Origin of the sequence: Enterobacter cloacae complex sp. 2021EL-01169 (assembly GCF_020733125.1) — a bacterium.
GTDB classification, from domain to species: Bacteria; Pseudomonadota; Gammaproteobacteria; order Enterobacterales; family Enterobacteriaceae; genus Enterobacter; species Enterobacter roggenkampii.
The window spans coordinates 491766-512307 of sequence record NZ_JAJFTC010000001.1 but is presented as its reverse complement, the minus strand read 5'-3'; the positions used below and the strand labels follow the sequence as shown (position 1 = coordinate 512307).

Annotated in this window: 12 protein-coding genes; 8 read left to right on the top strand and 4 right to left on the bottom strand. The window is 60.1% G+C overall.

The window, feature by feature from the left end:
* Nucleotides 1-58: 58 nt before the first annotated feature.
* From asmA to udk, 3 genes are all read right to left on the bottom strand, one after another.
* On the bottom strand, nt 59-1909 hold the full coding sequence (gene asmA, locus LLF79_RS02290) for an outer membrane assembly protein AsmA (protein ID WP_227879056.1): 1851 nt from the start codon (nt 1907-1909) through the stop codon (nt 59-61).
* 22 nt (nt 1910-1931) lie between these two features.
* A complete protein-coding gene (dcd, locus tag LLF79_RS02285) occupies nt 1932-2513 on the bottom strand; it encodes a dCTP deaminase (protein ID WP_008500854.1) in 582 nt (193 codons plus the stop codon).
* Between the two features lie 91 nt (nt 2514-2604).
* A complete protein-coding gene (udk, locus tag LLF79_RS02280; RefSeq protein ID WP_008500855.1) occupies nt 2605-3246 on the bottom strand; it encodes a uridine kinase in 642 nt (213 codons plus the stop codon).
* 346 nt (nt 3247-3592) lie between these two features.
* On the opposite strand from udk, the gene LLF79_RS02275 reads away from it, so the two are divergent.
* Complete coding sequence (locus LLF79_RS02275) at nt 3593-6922, top strand: diguanylate cyclase (protein WP_227879055.1); 3330 nt, start codon at nt 3593-3595, stop codon at nt 6920-6922.
* On the opposite strand, the gene alkA is transcribed toward LLF79_RS02275, so the two are convergent.
* Nucleotides 6881-7759: a DNA-3-methyladenine glycosylase 2 gene (gene alkA / locus LLF79_RS02270; RefSeq protein WP_039025011.1), complete on the bottom strand. Its 879-nt coding sequence runs from the start codon at nt 7757-7759 to the stop codon at nt 6881-6883. The genes LLF79_RS02275 and alkA overlap by 42 nt on opposite strands.
* A 130-nt stretch (nt 7760-7889) precedes the next feature.
* On the opposite strand from alkA, the gene yegD reads away from it, so the two are divergent.
* From yegD to baeR, 7 genes are all read left to right on the top strand, one after another.
* Complete coding sequence (yegD, locus tag LLF79_RS02265; protein WP_227879054.1) at nt 7890-9242, top strand: molecular chaperone; 1353 nt, start codon at nt 7890-7892, stop codon at nt 9240-9242.
* A gap of 268 nt (nt 9243-9510) precedes the next feature.
* Entirely contained in the window at nt 9511-10713 is a 1203-nt protein-coding gene (locus tag LLF79_RS02260) for an MdtA/MuxA family multidrug efflux RND transporter periplasmic adaptor subunit (protein WP_227879053.1), read from the top strand.
* The gene (locus LLF79_RS02255) at nt 10713-13835 is read left to right on the top strand and encodes an MdtB/MuxB family multidrug efflux RND transporter permease subunit (protein ID WP_227879052.1); all 3123 of its coding nucleotides are present in this window, start codon (nt 10713-10715) and stop codon (nt 13833-13835) included. Before LLF79_RS02260 ends, LLF79_RS02255 begins: the two co-directional genes overlap by 1 nt.
* Nucleotides 13836-16913, top strand: a complete 3078-nt coding sequence (gene mdtC / locus LLF79_RS02250; protein WP_227879051.1) for a multidrug efflux RND transporter permease subunit MdtC — start codon at nt 13836-13838, stop codon at nt 16911-16913.
* Nucleotides 16914-18329 (top strand): MFS transporter, encoded by a 1416-nt coding sequence (locus LLF79_RS02245; RefSeq protein WP_123923710.1) that lies wholly within the window; start codon nt 16914-16916, stop codon nt 18327-18329. It begins immediately after the preceding gene.
* Nucleotides 18326-19729: a two-component system sensor histidine kinase BaeS gene (gene baeS / locus LLF79_RS02240; RefSeq protein WP_021241469.1), complete on the top strand. Its 1404-nt coding sequence runs from the start codon at nt 18326-18328 to the stop codon at nt 19727-19729. Before LLF79_RS02245 ends, baeS begins: the two co-directional genes overlap by 4 nt.
* Entirely contained in the window at nt 19726-20448 is a 723-nt protein-coding gene (baeR, locus tag LLF79_RS02235; protein ID WP_227879050.1) for a two-component system response regulator BaeR, read from the top strand. Before baeS ends, baeR begins: the two co-directional genes overlap by 4 nt.
* The last annotated feature ends 94 nt before the right edge of the window (nt 20449-20542 follow it).

Sequence of the window (20542 nt, the reverse complement as noted above, 5' to 3'; positions counted from 1 at the left end):
GCGGTGTTCGGTTTTTGTAGGCCGGGTAAGGCGAAGCCGCCCCCCGGCGCAACAGGCATCAAAGCTTATCCAGCAGCTTCTTCACATCCTTGCCGTCCTGTGAATCTTTATTACGATCCGCCCAGCCGCTGAGTCGACGTTTCGCTTCATCCTGCAGATGCTTACGCAGGATCTGATCCACCTGCAGACTGTAATTCAGGGCCTGCCATTTGCCGTATACGCTCAATGGGACCGGCGTCTCTTTCAGGAAGTCAATGAGCTTGCTTTCGCCCTGCCAGCCGGAAAGTACCCGCACGTTAAAGCGCGTGTCCGCCGTCTCTTTGACCAGATCCAGCTTACCCTCGCCCGTTACTGATAAGAGTGAAGAGGTACCCTGCATTCCGTCGAGAGAGAGTTGTCCGTTGTTCAGCGTCAGGTCCGTGGTGAAGCTGTCGAGGCGCGTGGCACTGTCGTAGTCCTCCTGGGCCTTCACATCGCTGCTGCGCTCCACCGCCTGCTGCACCAGCTGCTGGAAGTTAAGCCCTTCCATACGGGAGTTTTTCAGATCAAGATGCGCCTGCCCCTGCCACTCGCGGCGGAAAGCATCGGCATCAATTTTCGTGCCGGAGAAATCACCCGCGAGCGTCAACTGCCCCGTCAGAGAGATCGGGTAGTTAAACGCGGTCAGGATGGTCCCTATCTCAACGTTATCGAGACGCGGCTGGAATTCGGCGCTGGCAACGTCTTTACGGACATCCAGCGTGCCGGGCATTGAGAGGTGTCCTGCGCCCATCTTGCCGCTCAGTTCGGAGATCACCAGCAAACCGTTATGGTTAAACATCTGGCTGCTCACGTCGGTAAAGTCCATGCCGCGCCAGCGCAGGCTGGTGGCTTTCAGCAGAATATCCGCCGTGAATCCGCGCAGAGCGTTATAGTCAGGTTGATCGAGATTCGACGAAATAACCGGACGTGATACCGGTGCCTGGCTTTGCCCCGTCTGCGTCGCCTCGCTGTCCGTGGCGCTGGCTGGCAGAGGTGGCATCAGGTTTTCCAGGTTGAGCTTGTCAAATTGCAGATTCAGCACCCACTTCGGCTTCTCTTCAAAGGTGACGCTCGCCTGCCCCTTCAGGCTACTGTCATTTGCCTGCAGGTTGAGATTATCCAGCTCCAGCTGTTTTTGTTCCTCACGCCACACGGCCTGCAGCGTCCCCTGACCGGCGATCCCCTGGGTGGGCAGATTGGCCCCCGTCAGCTGCCAGTTAAGCTGCTGGATGTTCGCCGTGAGCTGATGCGGATAGTCTGACGCATTTACATTAGCATTCAACGACAGCGTCAGATCCCGCTGATCGCGGTTCACGCGCCCGCTGAATTCCACCGATGCAAGATGGTGCTCATCCTGTTCCATCTGCAGATTAATGTTGCGAACGGTGACCAGCTCTTCGTGCTCATGCTGGAAAACCAGCACGCTATCGGCCACTTTCAGTTTGCCAATATCAAAGGACCAGCCAGTATCAGACGGTTCATCAGGCAGGGTATTTTCACGCGGTGCCACCGGCGCGTTGGCATCACGGACAGCTTCAGTTTGCGGGGTGAGCTGAATCACCGCGCCTTTCAGCATCACCTGATTCACCTGCAGCTGATGGGAAATGAGCGGGATCAGCGCCACATCAAGGCGCATGTTGTCTGCGGACACCAGCGGCTGGGACGCCCCCGGCGCCGTGAGCGACATGCGGCCAGAGAGAATGCTGAGCTGCGGCCAGACGTGCCAGCGCAGCGGCCCGTCCAGCTTCAGTTGATAACCACTGCGTGCCTCAACCTGCCGCACCATATACGCGCGGAAGTCGTTAGGGTTAACCAGCAGAACCAACGCCGAAAGGCCAGCCACCAGCACCACCAGCAAAATCATCAGCGTTGTCAGAACTCTTCTCATGGCATCCTCAATGGACTAACGATCAGTCTTTATCAATACGGCTGGCAACCGCACCCTGCTGGTCGCGATATTTTGCGTCCTGACGGCGGTTATACGGCCTGTCTGCCGGGCCTGACAGCGGTTCAAAACTTAACGCGCCGATCATCATCCCCGGACGAAGCGCCAGCGGCAATTTACCGGCATTGAAGAATTCCAGCACAATACGGCCCGACCAGCCTGGATCGATACGGTGCGCGGTCACGTGTACCATCAGTCCCAGTCGCGCCAGCGAAGAACGGCCGTCAAGCCAGCCGACGAGGTCCGCAGGCAGGGTGACGGATTCAAACGTTACCGCCAGCGCCAGTTCACCCGGATGCAGATAAAAGGCTTCGCCATCTTCGATTACGATTTCGTCACTCATCACGCGATCGAGCGCGGCGCTGACTTCGTCCTTCGGTCCGCTGAGGTCAATGAACGGTGCGGTATGGCCGCTAAAGGTGCGGAATTTATTCCCCAACCGGACATCGACGGTCACCCCATTGATACGCTCAACAGGTGGACGTGGGGTAATAGACAAACGGCCTTCATCCAGCCAGGCTTCAATATCGCGATCACAAAGACGCATGCCTTTTTCTCCTTTCATGCATCGTACCCTGAGCCGGTAAGCGCTCAGGGTAAAACCAGGTTATCTCTGAACGGTACACAATTCACGCGGCTTATTCAAAAAACTGGCTGATTTTCGCTTTTAAGATATCGATCGCGATGCGGTTTTTACCCCCGCGCGGCACGATGATATCGGCGTATTGTTTGGAGGGCTCAATAAACTGCAGGAACATCGGGCGGACCGTTTTCTGGTATTGCGCCATCACGGAGTCCATTGAGCGGCCGCGTTCATTAACGTCACGCTTGATGCGGCGCATCAGGCAAATATCCAGCGGGGTATCGACGAAAATCGAGAAGTTCATGGATTCACGCAGGCGGGCGTCGGTCAGCAGCAGGATGCCTTCAAGGATAATGACCTTTTTCGGCTCGATGCGGATCGTTTCCTGGGTGCGGGTATGTTCTACGTAACTGTAAACGGGCAGTTCGATCGCCTGGCCGCTCTTAAGCGCTTCTAAATGCTGGAACAGCAGGCTGTGATCCATCGCATTAGGGTGGTCATAGTTCGTTTTAACGCGCTCTTCCATCGACAGATGGGATTGATCTTTGTAATAGCTGTCTTCGGGAATGACGCCGATATGCTCATCACCTACTTGTTCACGCAGTTCGCGATAAAGCGTACTGGCAATTAGACTTTTACCTGAAGCCGATGCGCCGGCGATGCCTATAATGACGCACTGATGAGACTTATCAGTCATAAATTTAGCGACCTGATTAACCTGGATGTAAAGGAAGGACGACGCCGGAGCGTCAAACGCGGCAATTATAGGGATTTCGCGGGCGTGATACCAGTCGAATACTCAGGTTCTGCGAGACTGACCGAAAACTGGCGAGTTATTCCCTGAATGAAATTTAAATGCGCATTTTTTCGCCGCTTACCCGTTTTTTTTCACGGAGTAAGTATTTAATAAGTCTGTGTTGTCAAATTCTGAGCGGTCACCATATGAATTGTAAATTGTTTGTACTAGCATAAACCAAATTATCAAATTCACGCGTTCGGACATCTTCTTCCCTGACGGCATGGCGTCTCTGGATAAAGCGGTAATGAATAAACAATACCAGCGGGTTTTGGTGACCACCCCACATCCTTTATTACGACTTGTCTGTCTGGGCCTGGTCACCTTTATCTTTACCTTATTTTCGCTGGAGCTCACCCGCTTCGGCACCCTGCTGGCCCCGCTCTGGTTTCCCACCGCCATTATGATGGTGGCGTTTTACCGCCATGCCGGAAAAATGTGGCCGGGCATTGCCCTGGCCTGTTCGTTCGGCAATATTCTGGCCTCATGGATGCTGTTCTCCTGGGGGTCGGTCAGCCTCATCTACCCTGCGGTCAACGTCATTGAGGCCGTTATCGGCGCGCTGTTCCTGCGTAAATGGCTCCCGTGGTACAACCCGCTGCAGAATCTGAACGACTGGATCCGCGTGGCCATCGGCAGCGCGCTGGTGCCGCCACTGATGGGCGGCATTCTGGTGTCTCTGCTGGCACCCGGCTCTGAGCCCCTGCGTAATTTCTTCGTCTGGGTGTTGTCAGAAGCCATTGGCGCGCTGGCACTGGTGCCACTGGGGCTGTTATTTAAGCCGCATTATCTGCTGCGCCACCGTGACCCGCGATTGCTGCTGGAAACGCTGACCACGCTGGCCGTGACGTTAGCCCTCAGTTGGGCAGCCATCACCTGGCTGCCGTGGCCCTTCACCTGCGTGATCGTTCTGCTGATGTGGAGCGCCGTGCGCCTGCCGCGGATGGAAGCGTTCATGGTGTTTCTGGTCACCGTGATGGTGGTGTCGCTGATGATTGCCCGCAATCCTCTGGCGCTGACCACCCAGCACGCCGGGCCGATGCTGAACGCCCCCTGGCTGCCGTTCCTGATGCTGCTCCTGCCCGCTAACGTCATGACCATGGTGATGTACGCCTTCCGCGCCGAACGCAAACATATCACCGAAAGCGAAGAGCGCTTTCGTAACGCGATGGAATATTCCGCCATCGGAATGGCGCTGGTCAGCATTGAAGGCAAATGGCTTCAGGCTAACAAGGCGCTGTGCAATTTCCTCGGCTACAGCCAGACGGAGCTTCAGTCGTTGACCTTCCAGCAGCTCACCTGGCCAGAAGATCTGAATACCGACCTCGAGCAGCTCGAACAGCTGGTCAACGGCGAGATCAATACCTACTCCCTCGAAAAGCGCTATTACACCCGCGACGGGGAAGTGGTCTGGGCGCTTCTTGCCGTCTCCGTGGTGCGTCATGCCGACGGCTCGCCGCTCTATTTTATTGCCCAGATTGAAGACATTAACGATCTGAAGCAGACCGAATGGGTCAATAAGCGCCTGATGGAGCGCATTACGCTGGCTAACGAAGCCGGGGGCATCGGCATCTGGGAGTGGGATCTGGAACCCGACATTATCAGCTGGGATAAGCGGATGTTTGAGCTCTATGAAATACCGCCGCACATCAAGCCCACCTGGCAGCTCTGGCACGACACGATGCTGCCGGAGGATCGCGTCCACGCTGAGCAGGTGCTGCGGGACTCCCTGATTTCCCGCCTGCCGTTTAAGCTGGAATTCCGCATCCGCGTGAAGGAAGGCGTGCGTCATATTCGCTCCCTGGCGAACCGGGTGCTCAATAAGCAGGGGGAAGTTGAACGGCTGCTCGGCATCAACATGGACATGACCGAGGTTAAGCAGCTTAACGAGGCCCTCTTCCAGGAAAAAGAGCGTCTGCACATTACCCTCGACTCCATCGGTGAAGCGGTGCTGTGCACCGATATCAACATGAACGTCACCTTTATGAACCCGGTCGCGGAGAAAATGAGCGGCTGGCTGCAGACCGAGGCTATCGGCCAGCCGATCCTGAAGGTGTTACACATTACCTTCGGTGAAAAAGGACCGCTGATGGAGAATATTCACAGCGGCGATATGTCCCGTTCCGATATCGATCAGGATGTGGTGCTGAACTGCCGTACTGGCGGCAATTATGATATCCACTACAGCATTACGCCGCTCAGCACGCTGGATGGACAGAATATTGGCTCGGTGATCGTCATTCAGGACGTCACCGAGTCGCGCAAAATGCTGCGCCAGCTAAGCTACAGCGCCTCCCACGATGCCCTGACCCATCTGGCAAACCGGGTCAGCTTCGAAAACCATCTCAAACGGCTCTTGCAGACCGTTCGCGAAACGCGCCAGCGCCATGCCCTGGTGTTTATCGACCTCGATCGCTTCAAAGCCGTCAACGACACGGCTGGCCACGCCGCGGGTGATGCCCTGCTGCGGGAACTGGCTTCCCTGATGTTGACCATGCTCCGCTCCAGCGACGTGCTGGCGCGTCTGGGCGGGGACGAGTTCGGGTTACTGTTACCGGACTGCAACCTGGAAAGCGCGCGCTATATCGCCGGTCGCCTGATTCATGCCATCAACGACTATCACTTTATGTGGGAAGGCCGCCTGCACCGGATCGGCGCCAGCGCCGGCATCACGCTGATTGATGAAAATAACCATCAGGCGTCGGAGATCATGTCGCAGGCGGACATTGCCTGTTACGCCTCAAAAAACAGCGGGCGCGGCATTGTGACGGTGTATGAACCCCAGCAGGAGCGGGATCACCACACGCGCAGCATGATGTCGCTTGATGAACAGTGGCACATGATTAAAGACAATCATCTGATGATGATTGCCCGCAGCGTCGCCTCCCCGCGCATCCCGGAGAGCAGTAATTTCTGGCTGCTGTCGTTACGCCTGTGGACCAGCCAGGGCGAAGTTCAGGAAGAGCATGCCTTCCGCTCGGGTCTGGCGGAGCCTGAGCTTCTGCACGCCCTCGACAGACGGATCTTTAGCGAGTTTTTCCGCACCTATGCCACCCAGATCGCCAGTAAAGGCATGGGCGTGGCGCTGCCGCTCTCGGAGGCCGGTTTAGCCAGCGTGACGCTGGTCGATGAACTGCTCGACCTGCTGGATAAAAGCCCGATGCCGGGCCGTCTGCTGCATCTGGTTATCTCTGCCGATGTGGTGTGCAACCCGGATAAAAACCTGCATCGGGGTCTGCAAAAGCTTCGCCAGGCGGGCTGCCGCGTGATCTTCAGCCAGGTGGGACGCGACATGAACGTCTTTACCCACCTGACCGCGAATATGGCCGACTATCTGATGCTGGATGCAGAGGTGGTAACCAACGTGTATGGCAATCTGATGGATGAGATGATGGTGACCATTGTTCAGGGCCACGCCCAGCGTGTGGGAATGAAAACTATCGCGGGCCCCTGTAACCAGCCCATCATGATGGATACGCTCTCCGGCATCGGCATCGATTTTATCTTTGGTGACACCATCGCCGAGCCGCAGCCATTAGATCTTCTGCTCAACACCAGCTATTTCGCCATCAACTGACGGTGCCCAGCCGTCGGTATACCAGATGTGCAGCAGCGCGTAGGAGCGCCACGGCTTCCAGCGTTCGGCATAACGACGAATTTGCGCGGGCGTCATTCCGGCGAAGCGCTGTTTAATCAGGTAATCATCCGGCAGAAACACATCTTTCGCCTGCCAGCCGCGCAGGGCCAGATAATTTGCCGTCCAGCGCCCTATCCCCGGCCGCTGCTGTAACGCCTTCATCCCCTCTTCTGTATTCGCGGGCGGGGAAAGCGGAAACGTTCCGTCGATAACCGACTGCGCCAGATGAATCAGCGACTCCGCGCGCTTTAGCGGCATACCCAACGCCTTCAGCGCCAGCGGGTCCGCTGCCGCCAGCGCCTGCGGCGTGGGGAAGCAGAGATAGCCCGGACAGTCCGCCACCGGTTCGCCACAGAGCGCCACCACGCGTGACGCCAGCTTCGCCGCCATCGCCACGCTCACCAGCTGCCCGAGGATCGCCCGGACGCCCTGCTCGTACGCATCCATCGCCCCCGGTAAACGCAAGCCTGGCCTTGCAGCACCGAGTTCGCCCAGCGTTTCTGCTATTTGCTGCGGGTTACAGCGGAGATCGAACAGGCGTTCGATGCGTTCAAGACACGCCTGCGCAACCGGAATTAACCCCTGGCTGAGCGTCACGCTCAGCGTATGGCTGGCAATATCCGGCGTCACGCGGAAAATCCCCTGATGCCCCTCGCAGGCAAAACTGCGCTCATAGTAATCGTTGGTGACGGTTTCAATGCCCGTTACCGCGCGCGCGCCAAGAAAACCAAACATCCACTGCCAGTCATAAGGGGGAAGCCAGGTGAGGGTATACATCGTTGCTCCTTTTTTAGTGTAATCAGCATAAACGTAAAGACCCTGTTTTGCCTTGCTTTCATATTCCTGTTGTCGCCATGCAGACATTTCGTTAAAGTCTCGCCCCTTCTCACCGGCATGGGGATTCATCGTGTTTATTGGATTTGACTACGGTACGGCAAACTGCTCGGTTGCGATTATGCAAGACGGACAGCCACGGCTCCTGAAGATGGAAAAAGAGAGCACGCTGCTGCCGTCTATGCTCTGCGCACCGACGCGTGAAGCGGTGAGCGAGTGGCTGTTCCGCCACCATCAGGTTCCGGCCACGGCGGCGGAGACCCAGGCGCTGCTGCGCCGTGCGGTCAGCTTTAACCGCGAGGAGGACATCGACGTTACGCCCTCCAGCGTGCAGTTCGGCCTCGCCTCGCTCGGGCACTACATTGAAGACCCCGAAGAGGTCTACTTCGTTAAGTCGCCAAAATCCTTCCTCGGCGCCAGCGGCCTGAAGCCGCAGCAGGTCGCGCTGTTCGAAGATCTGGTGTGTGCGATGATGCTGCACATCCGCAACCAGGCGCAGACGCAGGTCTCCGACGCGATTACCCAGGCGGTGATTGGCCGCCCGATCAACTTCCAGGGGCTGGGCGGCGACGAGGCCAACCAGCAGGCGCAGGGGATCCTGGAGCGCGCGGCGCACCGCGCAGGCTTCCGCGACGTGGTATTCCAGTATGAGCCGGTTGCCGCAGGGCTGGACTTCGAAGCCACGCTGACGGAAGAGAAGCGCGTGCTGGTCGTGGACATCGGCGGGGGCACGACGGACTGCTCGCTGCTGCTGATGGGGCCGCAGTGGCATCGCCGTCGCGATCGTGAAAACAGCCTGCTCGGGCACAGCGGCTGCCGCGTGGGCGGTAACGATCTGGATATCGCCCTGGCCTTCAAGAGCCTGATGCCGCTGCTCGGCATGGGGGGGCAAACCGAAAAAGGCATCGCCCTGCCGATCCTGCCGTGGTGGAACGCGATTGCCATCAACGACGTGCCTGCGCAGAGTGATTTTTACAGCACCGCCAACGGCCGCTTCCTTAACGATCTGGTGCGCGATGCCCAGGACGGCGAAAAGGTCGCCCTGCTCTATAAAGTGTGGCGTCAGCGTCTGAGCTACCGCGTGGTGCGTACGGCGGAAGAGAGCAAAATCGCCCTGTCCGACCGCGCTGAACATGCGGTTTCCCTGCCGTTTATCAGTGACGAACTGGCCACCGCCATTTCGCAGGACGGGCTGGAGACGGCGCTCGCGCAGCCGCTGCAGCGCATTCTGGAACAGGTGCAGCTCGCGCAGGAGAACGGCAAAGAGAAGCCGGACGTCATCTACCTGACCGGCGGTAGCGCCCGTTCACCGCTGATTAAGAAAGCGCTGGCCGAACAGCTGCCGGGCATTTCAGTTGCGGGTGGCGATGACTTTGGCTCCGTTACCGCTGGTCTGGCGCGCTGGGCGCAGGTGATGTTTAGCTAGTGCGGTTGTGCCGGGTGGCGGCTTCGCCTTACCCGGCCGACAAAACGTGTGTTGTTGTAGTGCGGTCTGGTGCCCTCTCCCACAAAACACCAAAAACGGCAACATCCGTTGCCGTTCGCATTTACCTTGTAGGCCGGGTAAGCGAAGCGTCACCCGGCAACACTCAGACAATTCCCGACAGTCTTCCATATTTCCTCCATTTTTCCGCTGTGTTGCCTGACTAAACTAGTATCATTCCCCGAAGTATTCAGGATGAGAACGTATAACGATGAAAGGCAGTAACAAATCCCGCTGGGCAATCGCCGCTGGCATCATTGTGGTGGCCCTTGCCGCCGCCTGGTACTGGCACAGTCAATCCGCGAACACCGCCGCACCGGCCGGCGCCACCAGCCAGACCCAGCGCCCAACGGGTGGAGGTCGTCACGGCATGCGCGGTGGCGCGCTGGCGCCGGTTCAGGCGGCGACGGCGGTGAATAGAGCAGTTCCTCGCTATCTCACCGGTCTCGGGACCATTACCGCTGCCAACACCGCCACGGTGCGCAGCCGCGTCGACGGCCAGCTCATCGCGATCCACTTCCAGGAAGGTCAGCAGGTCAAAGTGGGCGATCTGCTGGCGGAAATCGACCCGAGCCAGTTTAAGGTCGCCCTTGCCCAGGCGCAGGGACAGCTCGCGAAAGACAACGCGACCCTCGCCAACGCCCGGCGCGATTTAGCCCGCTACCAGCAGCTGGTGAAAACAAACCTGGTGTCCCGTCAGGAGCTGGATACCCAGCAGTCGCTGGTCAGTGAAACGCAGGGCACGATCAAAGCGGACGAAGCCGCGGTGGCCAGCGCCCAGCTGCAGCTGGACTGGAGCCGCATCACCGCGCCGATTGACGGACGCGTCGGCCTGAAGCAGGTCGATATCGGCAACCAAATCTCCAGCGGCGACACCACGGGCATCGTGGTGATCACCCAGACCCACCCGATTGATTTAGTCTTTACCCTGCCGGAAAGCGATATCGCGACCGTCATGCAGGCGCAAAAAGCCGGTAAAGGCCTGGTGGTGGAAGCCTGGGACCGCACCAACACGCAGAAGCTGAGTGAAGGGTCCCTGCTCAGTCTGGATAACCAGATCGACACCACCACCGGCACCATCAAGCTGAAGGCGCGCTTTAACAACCAGGACGATGCCCTCTTCCCGAACCAGTTCGTCAATGCGCGCATGCTGGTGGCGACCGAAGAAAACGCGGTCGTGATCCCCACCGCTGCGCTGCAGATGGGTAACGAAGGTAACTTTGTCTGGGTGCTTAACAGCGACAATAAGGTCAGCAAGCACCTGGTGAAAACCGGTATCCAGGACAGCCAGACGGTGGTCATCAGCGCCGGGCTTTCCGCAGGCGACCGCGTGGTCACCGACGGCATTGACCGTCTGACCGAAGGGGCCAAAGTGGAAGTGGTGGAACCGGCGAAACAGGGAGCGACCTCCTGATGCAGGTGCTGCCGCCAGGCTCCACAGGTGGGCCGTCACGCCTGTTTATCCTCCGTCCTGTCGCCACCACGCTGCTGATGGTGGCGATCCTGCTCGCCGGGATTATCGGCTATCGCTTTCTGCCCGTCTCGGCGCTGCCCGAGGTGGACTATCCCACCATTCAGGTGGTGACGCTCTATCCCGGCGCCAGCCCGGATGTCGTGACGTCCGCCATCACCGCCCCGCTGGAGCGCCAGTTCGGCCAGATGTCGGGGCTAAAACAGATGTCCTCCCAGAGTTCCGGTGGGGCGTCCGTCGTGACGCTGCAGTTCCAGCTGACGCTGTCGCTGGACGTCGCCGAGCAGGAGGTGCAGGCCGCCATCAACGCCGCCACCAACCTGCTGCCGTCAGACCTGCCTAACCCGCCGGTCTACAGCAAGGTGAACCCGGCGGATCCGCCGATCATGACGCTGGCCGTCACCTCCTCCGCCATGCCGATGACCCAGGTCGAAGACATGGTCGAAACGCGCGTGGCGCAGAAAATTTCTCAGGTCTCCGGCGTCGGCCTCGTCACCCTCGCGGGCGGCCAGCGCCCCGCCGTGCGCGTGAAGCTGAACGCGCAGGCCATCGCCGCGCTGGGCCTCACCAGCGAAACCATCCGCAGCGCCATCAGCAATGCCAACGTCAACTCGGCGAAGGGCTCGCTGGACGGCCCAACCCGCGCCGTCACGCTCTCGGCGAACGACCAGATGGAGTCCGCTGACGAATATCGTCAGCTGATTATCGCCTACCAGAACGGCGCACCGGTGCGTCTGGGCGACGTGGCGACCATAGAACAAGGCGCGGAAAACAGCTGGCTGGGAGCCTGGGCCAACAAGCAGCAGGCGATCGTGATGAACGTGCAGCGCCAGCCGGGCGCAAACATCATCGAAACCGCCGACAGCATCCGCACCATGCTGCCGCAGCTGATCGAAAGCCTGCCGAAGTCGGTCAGCGTGAAGGTGCTTTCCGACCGTACCACCAACATTCGCGCGTCGGTCACCGACACCCAGTTCGAGCTGATGCTGGCGATTGCGCTGGTGGTGATGATCATTTATCTGTTCCTGCGCAACGTTCCGGCGACCATTATTCCCGCCGTCGCCGTACCGCTCTCGCTGGTCGGCACCTTTGCGGTGATGGTGTTCCTCGATTTTTCGATCAACAACCTGACGCTGATGGCGCTCACCATCGCCACCGGGTTCGTGGTGGATGACGCTATCGTCGTCATCGAGAACATCTCGCGCTATATCGAGAAAGGTGAAAAACCGCTGGCCGCCGCGCTGAAGGGCGCAGGGGAAATCGGCTTTACCATTATCTCGCTGACCTTCTCGCTGATTGCGGTGCTGATCCCGCTGCTGTTTATGGGCGATATCGTCGGGCGTCTGTTCCGCGAGTTTGCCGTGACGCTGGCGGTCGCCATTCTGATCTCCGCCGTGGTGTCGCTGACCCTGACGCCGATGATGTGCGCCCGCATGCTGAGCCATGAGTCCCTGCGCAAGCAAAACCGCTTCTCGCGCGCCTCCGAGCGCATGTTCGAGCGCATTATTGCCGCCTACGGTCGCGTGCTGGCGAAAGTCCTTAACCACCCGTGGGCCACGCTCGGCGTGGCGCTGGGAACCCTGGCGCTCAGCGTGATGCTGTGGATTTTCATTCCGAAAGGCTTCTTCCCGATCCAGGACAACGGCATTATTCAGGGCACGCTTCAGGCCCCACAGTCGGTCTCTTTTGCCAATATGGCGCAGCGCCAGCAGCAGGTATCTGACATCATCATGAAGGATCCGGCGGTAGAGAGCCTGACCGCTTACGTGGGCGTCGACGGCACCAATCCGTCGCTGAACAGCGCGCGTCTACAGATCAACCTTAAGCCGCTGGATGAGCGCGACGATCGCGTCAACGCCGTCATTGAGCGGCTGCAAAACGCCGTGGCCCGCGTGCCGGGCGTTGAGCTTTACCTGCAGCCGATTCAGGATTTGACCATCGATACCCAGGTCAGCCGCACGCAGTACCAGTTCACGCTGCAGGCCACCTCGCTGGACGCGCTCAGCACCTGGGTGCCGCAGCTGGTGGATAAACTCAAAACCCTGCCGCAGCTCGCCGACGTCAGCAGCGACTGGCAGGACAAAGGGCTGGCGGCGTACGTGAACGTCAACCGCGACGCCGCCAGCCGTCTGGGCATCACCATGGCGGACGTGGATAACGCCCTGTACAACGCCTTCGGTCAGCGTCTGATCTCCACCATCTACACCCAGGCGAACCAGTACCGCGTGGTGCTGGAGCACAACACCGACAACACGCCCGGCCTGGCGGGGCTGGACTCGGTGCGCCTGACCAGCAAAGATGGCGGCATTGTGCCGCTGAACGCTATTGCCACGGTGGAAGAACGCTATACCCCGCTGTCGATTAACCATCTGGATCAGTTCCCGTCCACCACCATCTCCTTTAACGTGCCGGACAATTACTCTCTGGGTGAAGCGGTGGAGGCCATTCAGGCGGCTGAGAAAGATCTCAGCTTCCCGTCCGATATTCAGACCCAGTTCCAGGGCAGCACCCTGGCGTTCCAGGCCGCGCTGGGCAACACCATCTGGCTGATCGTGGCGGCGGTCGTGGCGATGTACATCGTGCTCGGCGTGCTGTACGAAAGCTTTATCCACCCGATCACCATCCTCTCTACCCTGCCGACGGCGGGCGTGGGGGCACTGCTGGCATTAATGCTGGCGGGCAGCGAGCTGGACGTGATTGCCATCATCGGTATCATCCTGCTCATCGGGATCGTGAAGAAAAACGCCATCATGATGATCGACTTCGCCCTGGCCGCCGAGCGCGAGCAGGGCATGTCGCCGCGCGATGCGATTTTCCAGGCCTGCCTGCTGCGTTTTCGCCCCATCCTGATGACCACGCTGGCCGCCCTGCTGGGCGCGCTGCCGCTGATGCTCAGCACGGGCGTCGGCGCGGAGCTGCGCCGTCCGCTGGGTATCGGCATGGTCGGCGGTCTGCTGGTGAGCCAGGTGCTGACGCTGTTCACCACGCCGGTGATCTACCTGCTGTTTGATCGCATGGCGCTCTGGACCAAAAGCCGCTTCCCGAAACGTGAAGAGGAGGCATAAGTGAAGTTTTTCGCCCTCTTCATTTATCGCCCGGTGGCGACGATTCTCATCTCGCTCGCCATTACCCTCTGCGGCGTGCTGGGCTTCCGGCTGTTGCCGGTGGCCCCCCTGCCGCAGGTGGACTTCCCGGTGATCATGGTCAGCGCCTCGCTGCCGGGCGCCTCGCCGGAAACCATGGCCTCGTCCGTTGCCACGCCGCTGGAGCGTTCGCTCGGGCGGATTGCGGGGGTCAACGAGATGACCTCCAGCAGCTCGCTGGGCAGCACGCGCATTATTCTGGAATTCAGCTTCGACCGGGATATCAACGGCGCGGCGCGCGACGTGCAGGCGGCCATCAACGCCGCACAGAGCCTGCTGCCGAGCGGGATGCCGAGCCGCCCAACCTACCGCAAGGCCAACCCGTCCGACGCGCCGATCATGATCCTGACGCTGACCTCGGATACGTACTCGCAGGGGCAGCTGTACGACTTTGCGTCCACCCAGCTGGCGCAGACCATCTCACAAATTAACGGCGTCGGGGACGTGAGCGTCGGCGGGAGTTCCCTGCCCGCGGTGCGCGTGGGGTTAAACCCGCAGGCGCTGTTTAACCAGGGAGTGTCGCTGGATGACGTGCGCTCCGCCATCAGCAACGCCAACGTGCGCAAACCGCAGGGGGCGATAGAGGACAACAGCCACCGCTGGCAGATCCACACCAACGACGAGCTGAAAACCGCGGCGGAATATCAGCCGCTCATTATTCACTACAACAACGGCGCGGCGGTGCGCTTAAGCGACGTGGCCAGCGTCACCGACTCGGTGCAGGACGTACGCAACGCCGGGATGACCAACGCCAAGCCGGCGATTCTGCTGATGATCCGCAAGCTGCCGGAAGCGAACATTATCGAGACAGTGAACAGCATTCGCGCCCGTCTCCCGGAGCTGCAGGAGACCATCCCGGCAGCAATCGATCTGCAAATTGCTCAGGATCGCTCCCCGACGATTCGCGCCTCGCTGGAAGAGGTGGAGCAAACGCTGGTGATCTCCGTCGCGCTGGTGATCCTGGTGGTCTTCCTGTTCCTGCGATCCGGCCGCGCGACGCTGATCCCGGCGGTGGCCGTGCCGGTCTCGCTGATCGGCACCTTTGCCGCCATGTACCTGTGCGGGTTTAGCCTCAACAACCTGTCGCTGATGGCCCTGACGATTGCCACCGGCTTCGTGGTGGATGACGCCATCGTGGTGCTGGAAAACATTTCCCGCCATCTGGAAGCGGGCGTGAAACCGCTGCAGGCCGCGCTGCAGGGCACGTGCGAGGTGGGCTTTACGGTGCTCTCCATGAGCCTGTCGCTGGTCGCGGTCTTTCTGCCGCTGCTGCTGATGGGCGGGCTGCCGGGCAGGCTGCTGCGCGAATTTGCCGTCACCCTTTCGGTGGCTATCGGCATCTCGCTGATTATCTCGCTGACGCTCACGCCAATGATGTGCGGCTGGATGCTCAAGCGCAGCAAGCCGCACTCGCAGCCGCGCCGCAAAGGCTTTGGCCGCGTGCTGATGGCAATGCAGGAGGGCTACGGCAAATCGCTGAAGTGGGTGCTGAACCACACAAGGCTGGTCGGCCTGGTGCTGATCGGCACCATCGTGCTCAACGTGTGGCTGTATATTTCCATCCCGAAAACCTTTTTCCCGGAGCAGGATACCGGCGTGCTGATGGGCGGCATTCAGGCGGACCAGAGCATTTCCTTCCAGGCGATGCGCGGCAAGCTGCAGGACTTTATGAAGATCATTCGTGAAGACAAAGCCGTGGATAACGTCACTGGCTTTACCGGCGGGTCGCGCGTCAACAGCGGGATGATGTTTATTACCCTGAAACCGCGCGGCGAGCGCAACGAAACCGCCCAGCAGGTGATTGACCGCCTGCGGGTGAAGCTCGCCAAAGAGCCCGGAGCCAACCTGTTTTTGATGGCCGTTCAGGATATCCGCGTCGGCGGGCGACAGGCGAACGCCAGCTATCAGTACACGTTGCTCTCGGATGATTTAGCCGCCCTGCGCGAGTGGGAGCCGAAGATCCGCAAGGCGCTGGCCGCCCTGCCGGAGCTGGCGGACGTGAACTCCGATCAGCAGGACAACGGCGCCGAGATGGCCCTGACCTATGACCGCGAAACCATGTCGCGGCTGGGCATCAACGTTGAAGCCGCCAACAGCCTGCTGAATAACGCCTTCGGCCAGCGCGAGATCTCCACCATCTACCAGCCGATGAACCAGTATAAGGTGGTGATGGAGGTCGATCCGCGCTACACCCAGGACATCAGCGCCCTGGACAAAATGTTTGTGATTAACAACGACGGCAAGGCGATTCCGCTCTCGTACTTTGCCAGCTGGCAGCCCGCCAACGCGCCGCTGTCGGTGAACCACCAGGGGCTGTCGGCGGCGTCGACCATCTCCTTTAACCTGCCCGCCGGTTCGTCACTTTCCGAGGCCAGCGACGCGATCAACCGCGCGATGACCCAGCTTGGCGTGCCGTCCACCGTGCGCGGCAGCTTCGCCGGGACCGCGCAGGTATTCCAGGAGACGATGAACTCGCAGGTGATTTTAATTCTGGCCGCCATCGCCACGGTCTATATTGTGCTGGGCGTGCTGTATGAGAGCTACGTGCACCCGCTGACCATCCTCTCGACGCTGCCGTCGGCGGGCGTGGGGGCGCTGCTGGCGCTGGAGCTGTTCGGCGCGCCGTTCAGCCTTATCGCGCTTATCGGGATCATGCTATTAATCGGCATCGTGAAGAAAAACGCCATCATGATGGTGGACTTCGCGCTGGACGCCCAGCGCAACGGCAACCTCTCGCCGGAAGAGGCCATCTTCCAGGCCTGCCTGCTGCGCTTCCGTCCGATCATGATGACCACCCTGGCGGCGCTGTTTGGCGCGCTGCCGCTGGTGATCTCGGGCGGCGACGGCTCAGAGCTGCGCCAGCCGCTGGGGATCACCATTGTCGGCGGCCTGGTGATGAGCCAGCTGCTGACGCTGTACACCACGCCGGTGGTCTATCTGTTCTTCGACCGCCTGCGGCTGCGCTTTTCGCGTAAAAACAGAACTACGGTGACCGGATAAATGACAGAGCTTCCCAGCAACGTTCGCTGGCAATTATGGATAGTCGCCTTCGGCTTCTTTATGCAGTCGCTGGATACGACCATCGTCAACACCGCCCTCCCCTCCATGGCGAAAAGCCTCGGGGAGAGCCCGCTGCATATGCACATGGTGATAGTCTCCTACGTGCTGACGGTTGCCGTGATGCTGCCCGCCAGCGGCTGGCTGGCCGATAAGGTCGGCGTGCGGAATATCTTCTTTACCGCCATCGTGCTGTTTACCACCGGCTCGCTATTTTGCGCGCAGGCCAACACCCTCGACCAGCTGGTCATGGCGCGCGTGCTGCAGGGCATCGGCGGGGCGATGATGGTGCCCGTCGGGCGACTAACGGTGATGAAGATTGTGCCGCGCGAGCAGTACATGGCGGCGATGACCTTTGTCACCCTGCCCGGTCAGGTGGGGCCGCTGCTTGGGCCTGCGCTGGGCGGTATGCTGGTGGAGTACGCCTCCTGGCACTGGATCTTCTTAATCAATCTCCCGGTAGGCATCATCGGCGCGATGGCCACCCTGACGCTGATGCCGAACTACAAAATGCAGACCCGGCGCTTTGATTTCTTCGGCTTTATTCTGCTGGCGGCGGGCATGGCCACGCTTACCCTGGCACTCGACGGGCAAAAGGGGCTGGGGATTTCCACCCTGATGCTCGGGTTGCTGGTGGTTATCGGCATTTCCACCATTGCAGGGTATTTGTGGCATGCTCGTGGGAATGACCAGGCGCTGTTCAGCCTGAACTTGTTTAAAAACCCTACCTACCGTCTCGGGCTGTTCGGCAGCTTTGCCGGACGCGTCGGCAGCGGCATGCTGCCGTTTATGACGCCCGTGTTTCTGCAAATTGGCATGGGCTTTTCGCCATTCCACGCGGGCCTGATGATGATCCCAATGGTGCTCGGCAGCATGGGGATGAAGCGCATGGTGGTACAGGTGGTGAACCGCTTTGGCTACCGTCACGTGCTGGTGGCCGCCACGCTGGGGCTGGCGCTGGTCAGCCTGCTGTTTATGGCCGTGGCGCTGATGGGCTGGTACTACGTCCTGCCGCTGGTGCTGTTCTGCCAGGGGATCATCAACTCCATGCGCTTCTCGTCGATGAATACCCTGACGCTGAAGGACCTGCCGGACGATCTGGCGAGCAGCGGCAACAGCCTGCTGTCGATGATTATGCAGCTCTCCATGAGCGTGGGCGTGACGATCGCGGGGTTGCTGCTCGGCATGTACGGCCAGCACCATCTCAGCGTCGACACGCCGGTGGCGCATCAGGTCTTTATGTATACCTACCTCAGCATGGCGGTCATCATCGCCCTGCCCGCGTTCATCTTCGCCCGCGTGCCGGATGATACCAGCAAGAACGTCGTGATTAGGCGCGGCAAAAGGAGTGGCTCATGAAATTCTGGCGTCCGGGTATTACCGGCAAGCTCTTTCTGGCGATTTTTGCCACCTGTATCGTTTTGCTGATCACCATGCACTGGGCGGTGCGGGTCAGCTTTGAGCGCGGCTTTATTGATTACATCAAGCATGGCAATGAGCAGCGTTTGCAGGGCTTAAGCGATGCGCTGAGTGAACAGTACGCCCAGCACGGCAACTGGCGTTTTCTGCGCAATAACGACCGCTTTATTTTCCAGATCCTGCGCTCGCTGGAGCACGATACCGGTGACGACCGTCCGGGCCCGGGCATGCCGCCGCACGGCTGGCGCACCCAGTTCTGGGTGATCGACCAGGACATGCGCCCCCTGGTTGGCCCGCGCGCGCCGATACCGCCGGACGGCACCCGTCGGGCGATTAAAGTGAATAACGCCACCGTTGGCTGGGTGATCGCCTCGCCGGTGGAGCGCCTGACGCGCAACACCGACATTAACTTTGACCGTCAGCAGCGCCGGACCAGCTGGCTGATTGTCGCCCTCTCCACGCTGCTCGCCGCGCTCGCCACCTTCCCGCTGGCGCGCGGTCTGCTCGCCCCGGTGAAACGGCTGGTGGAGGGCACGCACAAGCTGGCCGCCGGGGATTTCACCACCCGCGTCGATACCCGTAGCCAGGACGAACTGGGCAAGCTGGCGCAGGACTTTAACCAGCTCGCCAGCACCCTGGAGAAGAACCAGCAGATGCGCCGCGACTTTATGGCCGATATTTCTCACGAGCTGCGCACCCCGCTGGCGGTGCTGCGCGGCGAGCTCGAAGCCATTCAGGACGGCGTGCGCCAGTTTACGCCCGAATCGGTGGCTTCCCTGCAGGCGGAGGTGGGCACGCTCACCAAGCTGGTGGACGATCTCCACCAGCTCTCCATGTCCGACGAAGGCGCGCTGGCCTACCAGAAGGCGCCCGTAGACGTCATTAACGTGCTGGAAGTGGCAAGCGGCGCCTTCCGCGAGCGCTTTGCCAGCCGCAACCTGAAAATCGACCTCTCCCTGCCGGACAGCGCGGTGGTGTTTGGCGACAAAGATCGGCTGATGCAGCTGTTCAACAACCTGCTGGAAAACAGCCTGCGCTACACCGACAGCGGCGGCGGGCTGCATATCTCCGGCAGGCAGGACAACGGGCGCTTTGCCCTCACCTTCGCGGATTCCGCCCCCGGCGTGCAGGACGCGCAGCTGGAAAAATTGTTCGAGCGCTTTTACCGCACCGAAGGCTCCCGCAATCGCGCCAGCGGCGGCTCCGGCCTGGGGCTGGCGATTTGCGTTAACATCGTCGAGGCGCATAATGGCACGATCCGCGCCGCCCATTCGCCTTTTGGCGGGGTTAGCATTACAGTAGAGTTACCTCTGGAACGGGATTTATCGAGAGAAGTATGACCGAGTTACCGATTGACGAAAACACGCCGCGCATTTTGATCGTCGAAGACGAACCCAAGCTGGGACAGCTGCTGATCGACTATTTACGCGCGGCCAGCTATGCCCCGTCTCTGATCGGCCACGGCGACCAGGTGCTGCCGTACGTGCGCCAGACTCCGCCGGATCTGATCCTGCTGGATTTAATGCTGCCAGGGGTTGATGGATTGACCCTGTGCCGGGAAATTCGCCGCTTCTCCGACGTACCGATCGTCATGGTCACCGCCAAAATTGAAGAGATTGACCGCCTGCTGGGGCTCGAAATCGGCGCGGACGATTATATCTGCAAACCCTACAGCCCGCGTGAAGTGGTCGCCCGCGTGAAAACCATCCTCCGCCGCTGTAAGCCGCAGCGTGAATTGCAGGTGCTCGATGCGCAAAGCCCGCTGATCGTCGACGAAAGCCGCTTCCAGGCGAGCTGGCGCGGCAAGCTGCTGGACCTGACGCCTGCGGAGTTCCGCCTGCTGAAAACCCTCTCCCACGAGCCGGGAAAAGTCTTCTCGCGTGAACAGCTGCTGAACCACCTGTACGACGATTACCGCGTGGTGACCGACCGCACCATCGACAGCCACATCAAAAACCTGCGCCGCAAGCTGGAGGCGCTGGACGCCGAGCAGTCGTTTATCCGCGCGGTGTATGGCGTGGGGTATCGCTGGGAAGCGGATGCGTGCAGGATTGCCTAGTGAGCCGCTGGTCAATCCAGGCCGGGTAAGGCGAAACCGCCACCCGGCACAATAACTTTACCTCCCTGCCCCGCAGCGCTACAATGCCCGCCCT